The sequence below is a fragment of the Caulobacter sp. 73W genome (genome assembly GCF_041021955.1).
Lineage (GTDB): Bacteria > Pseudomonadota > Alphaproteobacteria > Caulobacterales > Caulobacteraceae > Caulobacter.
The window spans coordinates 2,435,023-2,451,027 of record NZ_CP158375.1; the positions used below are offsets into that span (position 1 = coordinate 2,435,023).

The window sequence follows — 16,005 nt, forward strand, 5'->3', positions numbered from 1 at the left end:
CATCACCTCGGCCCCGTCCCGCCGGTGTCGTCGGGGCCGCTCCCGCCGCTCTGCTTGGCGACCTTCTGGCCGATCGCCTCGATGCGCATCTGGTTGATCCGCGCCGCCTCGGCGGCGTCGAGGCCGACGGCGGGGCGGCGGGTTTCGCGCTTGGCGGCCTGAAGCTCCATCAAGCGGCGCGCGGAGAACGCCTCCTCCTTCGCGGGCGGTGGCGGAGGCGGCTGCTGACCGGCGAGATCGGCGGCGAGAAGAAGGGCGCACAGCATCATGGTCATTTCCCCGCGCCCAGAGGGCGGCTGAGATCGGCGTCGGCCAACGGCGAGGCGGCGGTCAGGCCGCCGGTGGAGCGGCGGGCGATCTGGCCGCGCAGCTCCTGCCGCTCGTCGGGATCGGAGAGGGCCTGGAGCATCTGTTCGGACTCCCGGGTCTCGCCTGCGGCCCACAGCGCCAGGATCAGGTTATTGCGGACCATGGGGTCCTGGGGCGAAAGTTCGCGCGCCTGACGCAGGCGGAACACCGCCCCGCGTGTGTCGCCGGCCATCATCTGGGCGTAGCCGAGGTCGCTGATGAAGGCGGTGTTGACCGGCTGCTTGGCGACGGCTTCGCCCATGGCGCTGACCGCTTCGACCCATTGGCTGCGTCCGGCGAGCACGCGACCGAGACCGGCCCAGGCGGCGCCCTGGTCCATGTCCGCCAGCTTGCCGCGTCCGCCGCTCAGAAGGGTGCGATAGACCTGTTCCGCCGCCGTGCGTTCGCCCACCCGCATCAGGCAGTCGGCGCGCAGGAGCGCGGCCTTGGGGTCGCCCTTGTAGCGGCGGTCATAGTCGTCGAGATAGGCCAGGGCGGCGAGCGGCCGATCCTTGGCGATCTTGTCGATGGTGATCAGGTAGAGCTTGCGCGACTTGGCTGCGTCGATCGCCTCGATCTCCGGCGGCGCGGCGGCCGCCAGGACCAGGTGCGGAGCGGCCGCCGACGACAAGGCCAGGGCGATGCAAAGGGCGAGGCGTTTCATTGCCCAACTCCACGAATTTGCGCTGACAGCATGAAGATCGCCGGCCCCGCCAGCATGATGAGCAGGCTGGGGATGAAGCAGACGATCATGATCACAGTCATCTGGGTGGTCTTGGTCCCGATGGATTCGCGCGCGGCCGACATGCGCCGCTCGGCGAACTCCTCGGCGAACTCGCGCAGCGTCCGCGCCAGCTCCGTGCCTTGGGCGAGGGACTGCTTGAACACCTCGGCCAGTTCCTTGGCGCCGGTCACGCCCAGGCGGGCGGACCACCGGTCCAGGGCCTGGCCGTAGGGCATGCCGCGCTGCAGGTCGGAGACCAGGGTGGCGGTGGCCTCGCGGGTCAGGGGCGCGGCGCGGCCCTCGCCCTGGGCGAGGCTGCGGAAGGCCAAGTCCAGGCTGACGCCGCTTTCCAGCATCATCAGCAGGACGTCGAGCGTGAAGGGCAGCTCGGCCAGGATCTTGCGGCGACGGACGTCGGCCCGGCTGGCCAGCAAGGGTTTGGCGACGATGAAGCCCAGCCCCAATCCGCCGATGGCTGGAAGAAGCCTGGCGGAGCCCTCGAGATTCAGCGGACCCGTCAGCAGCGCGCCGATCAGCAGGCCGGCCAAGGCCAGGCCGAGTCGAACCGCGCCGAACACCAACGCGCCGCTGGCGGGATAGCCGGCCGCCGCCAGGTTGTCCTCGATCTCCCTGCGGTCGCCTTTGGACGTCAGGAGCAGGGGCGACATGACCTGCAGTATGCGTGGCGGCTGGAAGCCGCTCCGATCAGTGGGCTCGGCGGTCCCGTCCAGGTCGTGCAGCCGTTCGTCGACCCGGACCTGGTTGGCCAGGAGGCGCAGCCCCCAGGCCATGGTCGCCACCGCGACCACCCACAGCCCCGCCTCGAAGGGCCTATTGACGATCGCGGCGATCAATAGCTCAGCCTCAGCAGGCGGCGGATCAACACCACGCCGATCAGCATCAAGGAGCCCGCGATCGCCAGCAGCATGGCGCCCTGCTGGGTGCTGGTAAGGAACGAGACGTATTGCGGGTTCATGCTTGCCCCGAGACCCGCCGCGGCGATGGGCGTCAGGGTCAGGACGTTGGCGCTGGTGCGGATCTGCGACGTCGACGCTTTCAGCTCCCGCTCGGTGCGGGCGCGGTTGCGCAGCAGTCGGGCCAGGCCGGTCAGGATCGGAGTGACGGCGCCGCCGTGGCGGGCGTTGATCTCCAGCGCCACGGACAGCATGTGGAGCTCTTCGATGTCCACCTGATCCGCGGCCCAGGCCACGGCGTCATGCACGGCGTCACCATGGTCAATTCGGCGGGCGGCGGGCTCCAGATAGCGCCGCACCGCTTCCGGCGCCGTCTGCACGCCGCGCAGGATCGCCTGATGCAACGACGAGCCGGAGGACAGGGACTGGCGGATGGCGTCGAGCAGATAGGGAAGCCCGGCGATGAAAACGTTCCGGCGACGGGCGGCGATGAACACCACGGCGACGACGGCCGCGAGGCAAAGCAGCACGGCCGCTCCGATGAAGCCCAGCGGTCCGTTGATGAACCCGGCCAGGACGCAGATCCCGGCGGCGACGGCCACGCCGGTCGCCAGCTTGCTGCGCTCGGGCTCGAGGTCGGCCTGGGCGAGCAGGGTGTGGGCCCAGCGCCAACGGCCGGCATAGTCCTCCAGCCGGCGGCGGACGACGTCATGGTCCGCCTTCTGCTCCAGGGCTTCGAGGCGCTTGGTCAGCACGGCCAGACTGCGCTCTCGCGCGCGACGCGCCAGTACGGCGCCGCCGGCCATCGCCAGGAGGAGAAGTAGACCCGCTAGCATCCAGATCATGGACGCCCCCATGCCGGGACGACCTCGGCGCGCGACAGGCGTTGGGCGAAGTACGGGCGGCGCGACAGGGTGCGGTGCCCGCCGTTGGGGCCGCCGGCTTCGTCGAACAGGAAGAGCTGGTTGAGGCTGTAGACCTCGCCCTCCACGCCCGTGACCTCGCTGATCGAGGTGATCCTCCGGGAGCCGTCGAAGAGGCGCTGGATCTGGACCACCAACTGCACGCTGGAGGCGACGTAGCGGCGAAGGGCGCGGGGGTCGCTGTTCAGCCCGCCGAACGACAGCAGCATCTCCAGACGGGCGAAGGCGTCGCGGTCGTTATTGGCGTGCAGGGTGGCCATCGAGCCGTCGTGTCCGGTGCTCATGGCCTGGAGCATCTCCACCGCCTCGGCGCCGCGAACCTCGCCCAGGACGATGCGGTCCGGGCGCATCCGCAGGGCGTTGCGCACTAGGTCGCGGGCGCTCACCTCGCGCGTGCCGTCGACATTGGGCGGGCGCGTTTCGAGCCGGACCACGTCGTCGCGCTGCAGCTTCAGCTCCGCCGCGTCCTCGATGGTGATCACCCGCTCGTGGTCGGCGATGTAGCTGGATAGCAGGTTGAGCAGCGTCGTCTTGCCCGAGCCCGTCCCGCCGCTGATCAGGATGTTAAGGCGGGCGCGAACCGCGCGCTCCAGGAAGTCCAGCATCTCCTGGGACAGGCTGCCGCCGCGAACCATGTCGCCGGCGGTCAGGGGCTGGGCGCGAACCTTGCGGATGGAGAGCATCGGCCCGTCGAGCGCGATCGGCGGCACCACCACATTGACCCGCGAGCCGTCCTGCAGTCGCGCATCCACATACGGGGTCGATTCATCGACCCGCCGACCAACCGCGCCGACGATGCGCTGAATGATCGTCATCATGTGCGCCGTGTCGCGAAAGCGGGCCGGGGCCCGATGCAGCCGGCCGCCCTTTTCCACGAAGATGCGCATGGGGCCGTTGCAGATGACGTCGTCCACCGAGGCGTCGCGCAGCAGCGGCTCCAGCGGACCCAGGCCCGCCACCTCGTTCTGCAGGTCGTCGGCCAGGCGGATCCGCTCGACGCTGTTGAGCGCCATGCCCGCCCGCGCGCTGTGGCGGTGGATGGCCTCCTCGATCTCGACCCGGACCGCGGCCGACTTCGCGCCGCCGACAATGCTCTTGGTCTCGAGCTGCTCCAGCAGGCGCTCGAAGATCGCGAACTTGGCTTCCTGATAAAGGTCGGTGAGGACCAGGTCATCAGTGCGGGCGATGTCGGACGGCCGGCTCATCTGTTCTTACCCAGAAGGCGCGGGGCCAGCCTCAGCAGCAGGCCGCGGGGCGCCTCTTCCGCTTTCGGTCCCAGCGCCAGGCGCTCGACGAACTTGGTGTAGGCGCCGTTGGGGGCCTCGATCATGCTTGGCCGGGCGGCGTTCATGGCGTTGAGCAGTTCGGTGCGCGCCGGCGGGATGCGATGAACCGTCTGCACGTCGAGAGCCCGCTGCATCTGCTCGGTGCTCAGGTTGATCGATGAATCGTATTCGGGAACGATCAGGACCACCTTGGCGCGCGTGTCGCTTTCGGAGGCCACCCGGCTCAGGAGCATCTTGGCTTCCTTCACGCCGGTGATGCTCTGCGGACAGACCAGCAGAACCTCGTCGGCGGCTTCGACCAGCGGGGCGAGGACCGTCTCCTCGCGCAGCGGGCCCATGCGCAGCACGACTTCGCGATAGAGCGAGCGCACCGCGCTGACGACGCGGAAGGCGGCTTCCGGCCCGATGGCGTCCTCATGAGCGGAGGCGGCGCCGGCCAGCAGCTTCATGCCGGTCCCCTCATGCCGGGGCAGCACGGACTTGAGCAGCGTGCGGTCGAGGCGCGCCAGGTCGCGCCAGGCGTCCTGCAGCCAGTAGTTGGGCGACAGGTCGAGAATGGCGCAGGCTTCAGGCGCGCCCGCCGCGGCGTCCATCAGCAGGGTCTCGCCGTTGCGGGCGTGCGCCAGGGCCAGGTTGACCGCAAGGTGCGCGTCGGCGTCGCCGCCAAAGGCGGACAGCACCAGGGTGAAGCGGACATCCTCGCGACCCGGACGGGCCAGGGCCTTCAGGTTACGATCGATCGCGGTGACGATGGCGCTGGTGGCGTCGTCGCGCGACAGCACGTCGACGCAGCCCGCGCGCACGGCCGACAGGACCAGGGACGGATCATGGGCGTCGCCGAACGCGATGACCGGTAGGCCCGGATCGAACCGGCGAAGAACCTCCGTGGCGGTGTTGAGCGAACCCCGGAAGCCGTCGATACGGTCCAGATCCAGGATGGCGATGTCCGGCCGCGAGACCGAAACCGCCTGGAACAGACCGGCCGGGTCCGCCCCGACGGCGAAGACGTGGGCGTTGTCCTCCAGGGCGGTCTCCAACCGCAGCCGGAGGCGTTCGTCAGCGCTGATGAGTCCGATACGCGCCATCACCGCACCCCAAAGCGCTTGGCCCGGCGGGCCGTGGTGTCGACGTTCAAAAGCATGTCCATCTCCGAAGCGATGGAAGGCTTCACCGGATTGATCAGGGCGCGCGCTTCCTCCGGATCCAGCGGATCGACCAGACGCGGCGTGGCGACGATGATCAGTTCCTGGCGCTCCAGGCTGTTCTCGCGCGTCTTGAACAGCGAGCCGATCACCGGCAGGGAGCCGAGTCCTGGCACGGCGTTGTCGGTGGCGTTGCTGGACGAGAAGCTCAGCCCCGCGATGATGTAGGACTGCCCGTCTCCCAGCTGCACGGTGGTCGAGGCCGACCGCCGCCGGAAGCCGGGAATGGTGAAGCCCTGCAGCTGGACGCCGCTGGCGTAGTCGAGCTCGCTGACCTCGGGCGACAGCTTCAGGATGATCCGCCCGTCGCCCATCACGACCGGAGCGACATCCAGGCGCACGCCGTAGGGCTTGTACTCGATGGTCACGACGGCGCCGTTGGTTCCGCCGGAGCTTTGCGGAACGGGGACCGGCACTTCGCCGCCGGCCAGGAAGTCGGCCTTTTCGCCCGAGCGGACCAGCAGGGTCGGCTGAGCCAGAACCTGCGACAAACCGGCGCCCGACAGCGCGCTCAGCACGCCCAACGCGCCGTTGGCCGCATCGCCCAGAACCAGATCGAAGGCCCCGGCCAGGGGTTGGCTGGTGCTTAGTTGAAGACCCGTGCGGTCGAAACTGTAGCTGCCGAGCGAGCTGGGCGCGAAGAGGCCGCCCTGGAAGCCGTTGTCGAGCTTGGTGAAGTTGAAGCCCAGTTGGCGCAGCGTGCGCGAGGCGACGACGATGAACTGCACGTCGACGGCCACCATCTGCTGCCCCGTCACGGCTACGGCCGATCCTTCGCCGGCGCCATAGGCCTTGGCCAGTGCGTCTGCGCGCGACCAGGATTGCAGGTCGCCGACCTCACCCTTGACGATGGGGGCCGCAGCGCTAGCTTCGGCGTCGACCCCGTCCAGGCCGCCCTCGGCGCGGATGCGGCGGGCGATGGCGTCGGCCTCGCCGGCGCCTTTCGGGCGCACCTCGACGGTCAGGCTCTGGCGGGACTCGGCGCTTTCCCAGGTCACGTGCGCGATCCCGGTGGTCAGCCCCTTCAGGATGAGTTCGCGTGGGCTCTTCAGCGTGGCCTCGATGATGGTCGAGCCGTCGATCACCAGGCGGCGGATCGGCTGACGGCTGGCCAAGGTGCGTTCCTGGCCCGCTTCCAGGGTCAGGGGCGGCGCGGCCAGGCTGGAGGCGGCTTGCGCCTGAGACGAGGCGCGGGCGGGGATGCTGACGGTCGCCGAAACAGCGACGGCGGCGCTGACAGCCAGAAGAACCTGTCTCATCGCGCGCCCTCCGCCGGCAGTTGCAGGATGGAGCGGCCGTCGAGCACGACCTCCACCGGCATGGCCGCGGGGCGCGGCCGCGGCGCGGCGCGGGAGACGACCGGCATGACGACGGCGGGGCGTGGGGCGGCGTAAGCGCCGGTGAGGCTGCTCAGGGTCGAGGCCGGCGTCGGCGCGGCTTCTTCCCCCGGGCGGCGCAGGGCGAGGAAGACCCGGCCCAGGCTGCGCGCCAACATGAAGTCGGGCACCTGCTCCGGCGTCAGGGCCAGGGTGACGGCGCGCCGACCGCCGCCTTGATCGGCGCCGCCGGCTTCGCCGACCGCCAGGACAAGGACATTGGTCATCAGGGTGGCGGCGCGCCCGGAATCCGGGCCAGAGCCCATGCCGCCGAACACACGGTTTTCCAGAACAGTCTGGACATCGACCTTGTCGCCGGCCGCCAGATAGCGCGCCACGCCGGCCTCGACGTCGGCGTCCAGGCTGACGGCGCGCAGGCCTTCGGGCACCTGCATCGCCAGGGGAGCGGTCTGGGCCGGGGTGAGCATGGCGCGGGTGACGGTCACGCCTTGCGGGATGTCTATGCTGGTCAGCTGGCCGGCGGCGGCGGTCGCATCCGGCAGGGCGTCGGCGGGGGGCTGCGCGCTGGTCTCGGTGATCTTCAGGTCGGCGGGCGCGAGCACGCTTCCGCGGGCGATGGCGCGCGTCGTGACGATCAGCTGATGCTTAGGCACCGCGGCGACCGGGCGCGGCTCGCGCGGGTTGAGCACGCGCCAGAGACCGAACGCGATCAAGGTTAGGCCCAGGATCGCGCCGAACCCAATCATCAACTGACCGACAGCCTGCGGCCTCATAGTTGTCTCCCATGCCACCCAAACTGGGTGCACGCATGGCGAATTATATGTCCCAACTCGCCTTACGATAGCAATCGGCGCTAACCGCACTTAAGGTGCAGTTAACGTCGCTAAAGGCTTCCCGCGCCGCTCGATGGCAACTTATGGGCGAGTCTATGGTTGGCGGAGGGAGCCTCCCGCAGGCAGGCGAAAACCCTCAAACTGGCGATAATGGCGTCTTCTTGGCCGTGATAATCGTCCAAAGCGGTGCGATGGAGGTCAAAGCAACGGGCCACCTCCAAGAGAAGCCCGGGCGATACCGCGCCCATGCCTGAAGCAATATCCGCGGCGATGCGTCGCGCCTCGTTTCGCGACTTCGCATCGAGCCGTGCGAGCAGTCGGACCGCGCCCCTGAGGTCTTTCAGCCAGTCGATCGGATAGTCCATCTCAGCCCCTCGGCTTCCCCTGTGTCGCAAGGGTACGACGCGATTTTGAGGCTGACCCGAATGCTCAATCATCGGTAGTCGTTGTGTCGTTATGTCGCGCAAGGCGGGCGATGTTTTCAGCCCGCCTTTGGGCGCGCCAGGTGGCGCCTTTCGATGGCGCTGAGGTAGCCCCGATGAGCCGCTATCGGCCGCTCTGACCTCTCATCAACGACAGCGTTGTCTTCCCTTATCAGCAAGGATTTCAGCGTTCTCCCAAATGCGCCGACGACAGCGTCGGCTCGCTGCCGCGAGGGCTGCTCGCTCCTGCCGATCCATGCCGCTCACAACCCATGGGAGAGGCCTCGGCGGCAAGGCTGAGCAACTCGCCAAACCCAAAATGGGTATTGCAATGTTTTGCGACTGGGGTGTATGCCCAAAATGAGCTCTACCGGAGCGAGCGGGAGAAAGTTGTCTCGCCTCGGTTGAGCCCGATCCGCATCGGGCGGGTCGGCAAATCTCGAGGGCTGGTGGGAAAATGACGAATATTCTTGGACTTATCGATCTGTCCGGCGGTTCGAACGGCGGGCTGAACCTGACGGTGCTGCCCGGCCTGGCCGGCGGTGTTGGCGTTAACCTGGGCGGTTCCGGCGGACTGGCCAATGTGGACCTGCTCCCCGGTTTGGGTGCTGGCGGTCTGGGGACTGTGGATGTCCTGTCGCCGGGCGGCGTGCTGAACGTCGATGTGCTGCCGGGGACCACGATCACGCCGACGACTCCGACCACTCCAACGACCCCGACCACGCCGCCGGACAACGGCGAGAACAATGGCGGCGGCTCCGGTGTCGGCGGCAAGGGCTGGACGCCCAGCGGTTCGATCAATCTGGACCTGGCGACCGCCTACCAGAACATCACCCGCGTGGATCCGGACTCGGCCAAGGGCGCCGGCGCCCAGGCCATGATCAGCAGCGTGACTACCCAGATGAACTCGCAGTCCCTAGGCAGCGGCTTCGCGGTGCAGAAGATCATCGACGCGGTTGACGCGACCACTTCGGTGGCGGTGCTGAGCTATCAGTTCTTCACCGGCAAGACGCCGTCCAAGGCCGGCCTGGACTTCCTGGTCAACGCGCCGGACACGCTCAACGCGACGGATCTGACCGACGCCTACTACACGACCTTCAATCTCGAGAACCGCTACATCAACTTCGCGGTCAATCTCGGGCTGAATGGCGAGGCGGCGGCGTCGTTCAAGCAGAGCTACGGCAACCTCAGCTTCGCGCAGACGGTGACCAAGGCCTACGACACCATCATCGGCATCTCGACGGCGGTCGCGGCCGGCGTGGACGCCAATGCGGGGATCAACGACATCGTCAGCCGCAAGGCGGCGTTCGAAGCGACGATCCTGCCGCGTGTCGGCGCGCTGGACAGCGGCATGGCCCTGAAGGCCGGCGTGGTCGGCTACATCCTTGCCGAGGCCGCCAAGGCCAACTTCGGCTCGTACGCCAACGCGCTCGAGAACTTCTACTTCGACCTGGCCGACGGTCAGGCGCAGTTCAACATCGACCTGGTCGGCGTCTACGGTAGCGACACGGCCTGGATGGCATGAGGGCGAACCTTGGCGGGGTCGCTCAAGGCGGCCCCGCCCCTTATCTCTTGGTAGAGGCGAAGGCAGATGCATAGGGAAGAGAAGGTCGGCGCGTTCGACGTCAGGGTGGGCGCCCGCATGCGGCTTCGCCGCCGGATGCTGCAGCTGAAGCAGAAGACCCTGGCCGATCTGGTGGGTGTCTCCTTCCAGCAGATTCAGAAGTACGAGCACGGCGCCAATCGGGTCTCCGCCTCGCGGCTGGTGGCCATCGCTCGGGCTCTGGAGACCTCGGCGGCCTGGCTGCTGGGAGAGGAGGGCGCCGATGGCGGCGGCGTGTTCGACGCCACGCCGCTTTTGGCGACGCCGGGGGCGCTGCAGCTCCTGGAATCCTACAACCGCATTCCGCCCAGCCGCCGTACCTTCGTAAGAACGGTCTGTCGGGGGCTGGAAAGCGCCGCCTGAACTGAAGGGATTTTGGCAGGTCCGCCGCCCGGCGGGCCCGCCTGCGGATGGCGGACCCGTCGAGCGGTCGCCCACACGGCGCATGGGGGCTGTGGTGGTTGAACCATCACCGTGCGAGACACGGTCTTGAAGACCGCTGGAGGCTTTTAGGGGGAAGCCTCAAGATCAGAATGACGGGTTCCGGAAAGCGAACAATCGCACAACAACTTGCGGTGGAACCAAGGCGCCGCGCCGATCAGAAGGCGTTCGGCCCAGCCGCTCCGCCCTCCCGACGCGCCTGCCGGGCCAAGCGGGCCGCCAGATTGATCAGCGCCTCAAGGTCCAGACGATCGCCAATCTCGGTCAGGGCGCGCAGCTTGATCACCGCGGCTACCGGATTGTCGTCATACAGCGTCGCGGCCAGGGCGTAGAGCTCGTCCTGGAGGGCGGCTTCGAACCGGTTGGCGTCGAGCTTTCGGGCCATGAACATTCTCCCGCCTGAACCTTGAGCGTGTCCGTGTTTGGTGCGGCAGGGCTTATCGCGGCGCAATCGCGGGCCTATCGGCGGTAGTCGAGAAAAGCAGCGCTTTCACAGCGCTGAGGAAGAGCAAATCTACAACCATGCGGCGCGTCGATCCGCGGTATATCATTGCCAGCAAGCTCTTGTCGCTAAATCGGCTTGCAGAATTTCTCGGGCGCTTGAAGAAGCTTGAGCGACTACTCCCACCGGCCAGATAGAAATTAAACGCCGGTATCTCTCTCTCATGCCCAAGTCGACCTTCGCGGCCCTGGCCCTTCTGGCCTCCGTCAGCCTTCCCGCCCTGGCCCTTGCCCAGGCGGCGCCCAATCCGGAGGCGACCGACGTCGACGCCCTGGTGGTGACCGGCACCAACATCCGCAGCGCCTCCGCCCAGGGCTTCAACCCCGTGCAGGTGATCGGCCAGGAAGAGGTGCAGACCTCGGGCAAGGTGACGGTCGCCGACCTGCTCCGCTCGATCAGCGCCAACACCGGCAACGCCACCAACGAGACCAGCAACAGCGGCTGGGCGTCGGGCTCGGCGGGGATCGGTCTGCGCGGCCTTTCGCAGAAGAACACGCTCGTCCTGCTCAACGGACGTCGCGTCGCCAACTACGGTTTCCCGTCGGGCGGCCTGTCGGACACCTTCGTCAACCTGAACGCCCTGCCGCTCGTGGCCGTGCAACGCATGGAGGTGCTGAAGGACGGCGCCTCGGCCATCTACGGCTCGGACGCCGTGGCCGGGGTGGTCAACATCATCACCCGCGAGAATTTCCAGGGCGTGGAAGCCGGCGCCAGCTACGGCACGTCCGACCAGGGCGGTCTAGATACTTGGCGCGGCAAGGTCGTCGCCGGCTATGGCGATCTGGAGGAGGACGGCTGGAACGTCCTGTTCAGCGCCGAGGCCTATGAGCGCGAGCGTCTCGACCAGGACCAGCGCGACCTCACCGATTCCGGCATCTATACCGGCAAGCCGGGCGGCCGCTGGAATGCCTGGAGCGCCAAGGGCGCCCGCTTCCTGGTGAACGGCGCGTCCGTGCCGCTGCTGGACGCTCAAGGCAAGTGCCCCGAAGGCATGCGCCTGACCGCCAGCGCGCCCATCGACGGCCTGTCGGGCAACACCTGCGCCATCAACCTTGCGCCCTACACGACCCTGATCCCATCGACCGACCGCTATCAGACCTATCTGCACGGAACCGTGCGGCTGTCCGACAACGTCGAGGCCTTCGGCGAGGTGATCTACAGCTACATCAAGGGCCAATCGATCTTCGGCTCCAGCCCCTACTTCACGCTGGAAGCCGGCCGTTTCGCCCTGAACGCCAACACCGGCCTGGCCGAGCCGGTCTCCAATGTCTTGCCGGCCGGCAACCCGTACAACCCCTACGGCGTCGGCACGCAGATCGAGTACACCTTCTTCGATCTCGGTCAGTCGCTGAAGACCAACATCTCCAAGGCCTATCGCGCCCTGGCCGGCGTGCGCGGCAAGAACGAACGCTTCGACTGGGAGTTCGCCGCCTTCGCCGCCGAGAGCGATGAGCGCGAGGAAGTGGCCGCCGGCTTCGCCAATCGCTTCACCCTGGCCGCAGCTCTCGCAAATGGCAGCCTGAACCTGCACAAGCCGAGCGCGACCTCGCCCGCGGTGCTGGACAGCATCCGTCTGAGCACCGTGCGTCCCGCCAAGTCCAAGCTGTACGGCGCGGACTTCAAGATCTCGGGCGAGCTGTTCAACCTGCCGGCCGGCCCGATCGGCTACGCCGCCGGGGTCGAGTACCGGCATGAATCCCTGGTCTCCAGCAATCCCTGGCAGATCGACGCCGGCCTGCAGATCCGCCCGGCCATCGCCGCCGTCGACGGCGAGCGCGAGGTGATCGCCGGCTACGCCGAAGCCAACCTGCCGATCCTGTCGAACCTGGAAGTGCAGATCGCCGGCCGCGCCGACCATTACAGCGACTTCGGCAGCGCCTTCTCGCCCAAGGCCGGCATCCGTTGGAAACCGCTGCAGGTCCTGACCCTGCGCGCCTCGGCGTCCAAGGGCTTCCGCGCCCCGTCGCTGTCGGAGAACTCGTCCTCGACCAACATCTCCTACGGCACGGTGGTCGACCCGTTCGATCCGGACATCCCCGGCTCGCGCCAGAGCCCGACCTTCTTCACGGTCGGCAACACCGACCTGGAGCCCGAGCGCACCAAGTCCTTCAACGTCGGAGCGGTGCTGACGCCGCGTCGCGGCACCCTGCTGAGCATCGACTGGTATCGCATCGAACTCGACAACCTGGTCGGCACCAACAACAGCACGACCATCGTTCAGGCCAACAATCCGGCCGACGTGATCCGCGACGCGCGGGGCAAGCTGGTGGCCGTGTACAACCGCTACCAGAACCTCACCGAGCTGAAGACGTCGGGCTTCGACATCGAGCTGAGCCAGCGCCTGAGCACCGAGACCTTCGGCGATTTCACCCTGTCGAGCGCCTATACCCACGTGATCGACTACCGCCGTCCCGTCACCGTCGGCGGGCCGCTGGTGAACTATGCGGGCAACAACCGCGGGCCGTCGCTTCCCGCCGACAAGGCGACCACGCGCCTGGGCTGGTCGTTTGGCGATCTCGACAGCAGCGTCACCTGGTTCCACACCGCCGGCTATGACCTGGTGCCCAACGTGGCGGGCCAGAAGCGCGTTGACGATTACAACCAGTTCGACCTCTATGTGGGTTGGTCGGGGATCAAGAACACGACCCTCTACGCCAAGGTCGAGAACATCTTCGACACGCCGCCGCCTTACGACGCCAACTTCCCCGGCATTCGCGCGCCCTACGATTTCACCCAGTACGATCTGCGCGGTCGCTACTTCCAGATCGGCTTCGACTATCGTCTCTAGTCCAAGCTAGACCGTCGCATCATTTTACCTGGATAGACCCGATGTCCTTCAAGTCCTGGCTCCGGAACGCCGCCCCCGCGGCGCTCCTCGCCGCCGCCGTCCTTACCTCGGCCCCGACCATCGCCGCCGCACAGAGCAGCTACTTCTTCCCACAGGCGCCGGCCGCCGATTTCGACGCGGCGATCCCGACGCCGGAGGCCTTCCTCGGCTATCCGATCGGCTCGCACTATACGCGCCATGATCAGGTCGTCGCCTATCTGCGAGAGCTGGACCGCTTGTCGGACCGTGTCAGCGTCGAGGAGATCGGCCGCACCTATGAAGGGCGTCCGCTCCTGGCCGTGACGATCACCTCGGGCGCCAACCAAGGGCGTCTGGGGGAGCTTCAGGCCGCGCACGCGGCGGTCGCCGATCCCAACGCCGCGGCGCCGGATCTTGCGCGCACGCCGGTGGTGGTCGGCCTCTACTACGGCGTTCACGGCAACGAGACGTCCAGCGGCGAGGCGGCCCTGCTGACCGCCTACTACCTGACGGCCAACCGTTCGGCCGAGGTCCAGGACTGGCTGGAAAAGGCGGTAGTGATCATCGATCCCGCCCAGAACCCGGACGGCCGCGACCGCGCCGCCAACTGGCATAACGCCTGGAAGAACAACCCGGCGGTCTCCAACTCGGCCGACAAGGAGCACGTGGAGCCGTTCCCCATGGGGCGGACCAACCACTACTTCACCGACCTGAACCGCGACTGGCTGGCGGTCACCCAGAAGGAGACCCGCGCCAAGCTGGAGGTCTTCCACCGCTGGCTGCCCAACGTGCAGATCGACTTCCACGAGATGGGTTCGGGCAGCACCTATTACTTCGAACCGTCGCCGGCGAGCATGGAAAGCCCGCTGCTGCCCAAGGCTTCCTACGAGTTCAACAAGGTGCTGGCGCGCTACCACGCCAAGGCCCTCGATGACCTGGGCTCGCTCTACTACACGGGCGAGAACTACGACAACTTCTCGGCCGTCTATGGCTCGACCTATCCCGACTTCCACGGCGGCGTCGGGGTGACGGTGGAGCAGGCCAGCTCGCGCGGCTTGGTGCAGGACACCGCCAACGGCCCGCTGACCTTCGCCTTCACCATCCGCAACCAGGTGGCCACGGGCATCGCCTCCGTCCGGGGCGCGGTGGCCGAGCGCCAGGGCCTGTTCAACCTGCAGCGCGAGTTCTTCCGCTCGGCGGTGGATGAAGGGCGTCGCTACAAGCACGCCGCCTTCGTGTTCGGCGATCCGGCCGACCCGGGCCTGTCGCGCCAGACCCTGGATCTGCTGCTGCAGCACAAGATCCGCGTCCACGCCCTGGGCGCGCCGGTCACCCTGGACGGCCGCACCTATCAGCCAGGCAGCGCCTGGGTGGTGCCGTCGGCTCAGCCGCAGTTCCGCCTGATCCATTCCATCTTCGAGCCGACGCCGCCCACCAAGGGTGGTGTCTATGGCAGCACGTCCTATGCGGTGGCGCCGGCCTATGGCCTGACCGTCGGCCGGGCCAAGAACGCGCCTTCGCTGGGCGCGGCGGTGACGGCGGCTCCGACCGCCGCCGGCGGCGTCGTGGGCGGCGAGCAAGCCTATGCCTACGCTGTAGACTGGCGTGACGTGAACGCGCCGCGCGTCCTGTCGGCTCTGCTGCAGAAGGGTGTGAAGGTCCGCGCCGCGTTCGAGCCGTTCTCGGCCCGCGTCCAGGGCGGCCAGACCGCCTTCGGACGTGGGACCCTGGTGGTGGCCTCCGCAGGCCAGAGCCTCGACGCCGCGCAATTGCGCGCCGCCGTGGACGAAGCCGCCCGCAAGGCCGGCGTCACCGCCTACGGCCTGGCCACGGGGCAGAGCCTGTCGGGCATCGACCTGGGCAGCGAAAGCGTCCGCCCGCTGCGCAAGCCCAAGATCGCCCTGGTCATGGGCGAGGGCGTCAACGCCACCGAGATCGGCTCCACCTGGTTCTCGCTGAGCGAACGCCTGGGCTGGCCGGCCACGCGCCTCGACCCGGCGCAGCTGCGGCGCCTGCCCCTGGGCGGCTACAGCAGCATCGTCCTGGCGGGCGGTCGCTATGACGATTGGAGCGACGACACCGTGGCGGCCCTGCGCCGCTGGGTGCAGAGCGGCGGCTCGCTGGTCACCTTCGGCGCCGCCTCCAAATGGGCGGTCGCCAAGGGTCTTACCGGCCCGGCGCCCAAGGCGGCTGACGAGAAAGCGGAGGACAAGGCCGAGCGCCTCGACTTTGCCGCCCGTCGCGACGCCCTGGCCGAGAAGCGCAGCTCCGGCAACGCCCTGTCCGCCGACGCCGACATCACCCACCCGCTGGCCTTCGGCCTGCCGCAACGGGCGCTGTTCGTGAACAAGGAAACCGACGTGACCCTGTCGCCGGTGTCCGACGCCTTCTCCAACGTGGTGCGCATCGACGCCCAGCCGGTGGTCAACGGCTACCTGCCCGAGGGCCTGCGCAAGCAGGCGGCGGGTTCGGTCTGGGCGCAGGTGGCGCGCCAGGGTGAGGGCAATGTGGTGCTGTTCGCCGACGACCCGGCGCATCGCAAGTACTGGCTGAACACCGAGCGCCTGCTGCTCAACAGCCTGTTCTTCTCCAACCACCTGTCGCCGTCGGCGCGGTTCTGACGATGTGAAGGGCGGTCCGGCTTCGGCCGGGCCGCCCTTTCCG

Annotated in this window: 14 protein-coding genes; 4 read left to right on the top strand and 10 right to left on the bottom strand. The window is 68.0% G+C overall.

Features of this window, described 5'->3' with window-relative positions; translation table 11 throughout:
• Positions 1-2: 2 nt before the first annotated feature.
• The 9 genes from ABOZ73_RS11430 to ABOZ73_RS11470 form a co-directional block, all read right to left on the bottom strand.
• Positions 3-275, bottom strand: a complete 273-nt coding sequence (locus tag ABOZ73_RS11430) for a hypothetical protein (RefSeq protein WP_369058275.1) — start codon at positions 273-275, stop codon at positions 3-5.
• Positions 272-1,012, bottom strand: coding sequence for a tetratricopeptide repeat protein (locus ABOZ73_RS11435; RefSeq protein WP_369058276.1), 741 nt, complete (start codon positions 1,010-1,012; stop codon positions 272-274). The genes ABOZ73_RS11430 and ABOZ73_RS11435 overlap by 4 nt, the downstream gene beginning before the upstream one ends.
• On the bottom strand, positions 1,009-1,926 hold the full coding sequence (locus ABOZ73_RS11440) for a type II secretion system F family protein (RefSeq protein WP_369058277.1): 918 nt from the start codon (positions 1,924-1,926) through the stop codon (positions 1,009-1,011). Before ABOZ73_RS11440 ends, ABOZ73_RS11435 begins: the two co-directional genes overlap by 4 nt.
• Positions 1,923-2,831, bottom strand: a complete 909-nt coding sequence (locus tag ABOZ73_RS11445) for a type II secretion system F family protein (RefSeq protein ID WP_369058278.1) — start codon at positions 2,829-2,831, stop codon at positions 1,923-1,925. Before ABOZ73_RS11445 ends, ABOZ73_RS11440 begins: the two co-directional genes overlap by 4 nt.
• The gene (locus tag ABOZ73_RS11450) at positions 2,828-4,114 is read right to left on the bottom strand and encodes a CpaF family protein (RefSeq protein WP_369058279.1); all 1,287 of its coding nucleotides are present in this window, start codon (positions 4,112-4,114) and stop codon (positions 2,828-2,830) included. The genes ABOZ73_RS11445 and ABOZ73_RS11450 overlap by 4 nt, the downstream gene beginning before the upstream one ends.
• On the bottom strand, positions 4,111-5,280 hold the full coding sequence (locus tag ABOZ73_RS11455) for a CpaE family protein (protein ID WP_369058280.1): 1,170 nt from the start codon (positions 5,278-5,280) through the stop codon (positions 4,111-4,113). The genes ABOZ73_RS11450 and ABOZ73_RS11455 overlap by 4 nt, the downstream gene beginning before the upstream one ends.
• Positions 5,280-6,656 carry a type II and III secretion system protein family protein gene (locus ABOZ73_RS11460; RefSeq protein ID WP_369058281.1) on the bottom strand — a complete coding sequence of 459 codons (1,377 nt, stop codon included), beginning with the start codon at positions 6,654-6,656 and terminating at the stop codon, positions 5,280-5,282. The genes ABOZ73_RS11455 and ABOZ73_RS11460 overlap by 1 nt, the downstream gene beginning before the upstream one ends.
• The gene (gene cpaB / locus ABOZ73_RS11465) at positions 6,653-7,507 is read right to left on the bottom strand and encodes a Flp pilus assembly protein CpaB (RefSeq protein ID WP_369058282.1); all 855 of its coding nucleotides are present in this window, start codon (positions 7,505-7,507) and stop codon (positions 6,653-6,655) included. Before cpaB ends, ABOZ73_RS11460 begins: the two co-directional genes overlap by 4 nt.
• Positions 7,508-7,617: 110 nt before the next feature.
• The gene (locus ABOZ73_RS11470) at positions 7,618-7,932 is read right to left on the bottom strand and encodes a hypothetical protein (RefSeq protein ID WP_369058283.1); all 315 of its coding nucleotides are present in this window, start codon (positions 7,930-7,932) and stop codon (positions 7,618-7,620) included.
• A 514-nt stretch (positions 7,933-8,446) separates the two neighbouring features.
• Here ABOZ73_RS11470 and ABOZ73_RS11475 point away from each other — a divergent pair.
• The gene (locus ABOZ73_RS11475) at positions 8,447-9,514 is read left to right on the top strand and encodes a hypothetical protein (RefSeq protein ID WP_369058284.1); all 1,068 of its coding nucleotides are present in this window, start codon (positions 8,447-8,449) and stop codon (positions 9,512-9,514) included.
• A gap of 66 nt (positions 9,515-9,580) precedes the next feature.
• Positions 9,581-9,955, top strand: a complete 375-nt coding sequence (locus ABOZ73_RS11480) for a helix-turn-helix domain-containing protein (protein ID WP_369058285.1) — start codon at positions 9,581-9,583, stop codon at positions 9,953-9,955.
• Positions 9,956-10,190: 235 nt separating this feature from the next.
• Here ABOZ73_RS11480 and ABOZ73_RS11485 read toward each other — a convergent pair whose 3' ends face one another.
• A complete protein-coding gene (locus ABOZ73_RS11485; protein ID WP_369058286.1) occupies positions 10,191-10,418 on the bottom strand; it encodes a hypothetical protein in 228 nt (75 codons plus the stop codon).
• Between the two features lie 280 nt (positions 10,419-10,698).
• On the opposite strand from ABOZ73_RS11485, the gene ABOZ73_RS11490 reads away from it, so the two are divergent.
• Together ABOZ73_RS11490 and ABOZ73_RS11495 are read left to right on the top strand one after the other, a co-directional pair.
• Positions 10,699-13,323, top strand: coding sequence for a TonB-dependent receptor (locus ABOZ73_RS11490; RefSeq protein WP_369058287.1), 2,625 nt, complete (start codon positions 10,699-10,701; stop codon positions 13,321-13,323).
• A gap of 41 nt (positions 13,324-13,364) precedes the next feature.
• Positions 13,365-15,962 (top strand): M14 family zinc carboxypeptidase, encoded by a 2,598-nt coding sequence (locus ABOZ73_RS11495; RefSeq protein ID WP_369058288.1) that lies wholly within the window; start codon positions 13,365-13,367, stop codon positions 15,960-15,962.
• Positions 15,963-16,005: the final 43 nt, after the last annotated feature.

What these genes read in the sequence shown, in the direction of transcription:
- ABOZ73_RS11430 (WP_369058275.1), bottom strand. Translation starts at nt 275, where the DNA reads ATGACCATGATGCTGTGCGCCCTTCTTCTCGCCGCCGATCTCGCCGGT.
- ABOZ73_RS11460 (WP_369058281.1), bottom strand. Translation starts at nt 6,656, where the DNA reads ATGAGACAGGTTCTTCTGGCTGTCAGCGCCGCCGTCGCTGTTTCGGCG.
- ABOZ73_RS11450 (WP_369058279.1), bottom strand. Translation starts at nt 4,114, where the DNA reads ATGAGCCGGCCGTCCGACATCGCCCGCACTGATGACCTGGTCCTCACC.
- ABOZ73_RS11435 (WP_369058276.1), bottom strand. Translation starts at nt 1,012, where the DNA reads ATGAAACGCCTCGCCCTTTGCATCGCCCTGGCCTTGTCGTCGGCGGCC.
- ABOZ73_RS11485 (WP_369058286.1), bottom strand. Translation starts at nt 10,418, where the DNA reads ATGGCCCGAAAGCTCGACGCCAACCGGTTCGAAGCCGCCCTCCAGGAC.
- ABOZ73_RS11470 (WP_369058283.1), bottom strand. Translation starts at nt 7,932, where the DNA reads ATGGACTATCCGATCGACTGGCTGAAAGACCTCAGGGGCGCGGTCCGA.
- ABOZ73_RS11495 (WP_369058288.1), top strand. Translation starts at nt 13,365, where the DNA reads ATGTCCTTCAAGTCCTGGCTCCGGAACGCCGCCCCCGCGGCGCTCCTC.
- cpaB (WP_369058282.1), bottom strand. Translation starts at nt 7,507, where the DNA reads ATGAGGCCGCAGGCTGTCGGTCAGTTGATGATTGGGTTCGGCGCGATC.
- ABOZ73_RS11475 (WP_369058284.1), top strand. Translation starts at nt 8,447, where the DNA reads ATGACGAATATTCTTGGACTTATCGATCTGTCCGGCGGTTCGAACGGC.
- ABOZ73_RS11445 (WP_369058278.1), bottom strand. Translation starts at nt 2,831, where the DNA reads ATGATCTGGATGCTAGCGGGTCTACTTCTCCTCCTGGCGATGGCCGGC.
- ABOZ73_RS11480 (WP_369058285.1), top strand. Translation starts at nt 9,581, where the DNA reads ATGCATAGGGAAGAGAAGGTCGGCGCGTTCGACGTCAGGGTGGGCGCC.
- ABOZ73_RS11490 (WP_369058287.1), top strand. Translation starts at nt 10,699, where the DNA reads ATGCCCAAGTCGACCTTCGCGGCCCTGGCCCTTCTGGCCTCCGTCAGC.
- ABOZ73_RS11455 (WP_369058280.1), bottom strand. Translation starts at nt 5,280, where the DNA reads ATGGCGCGTATCGGACTCATCAGCGCTGACGAACGCCTCCGGCTGCGG.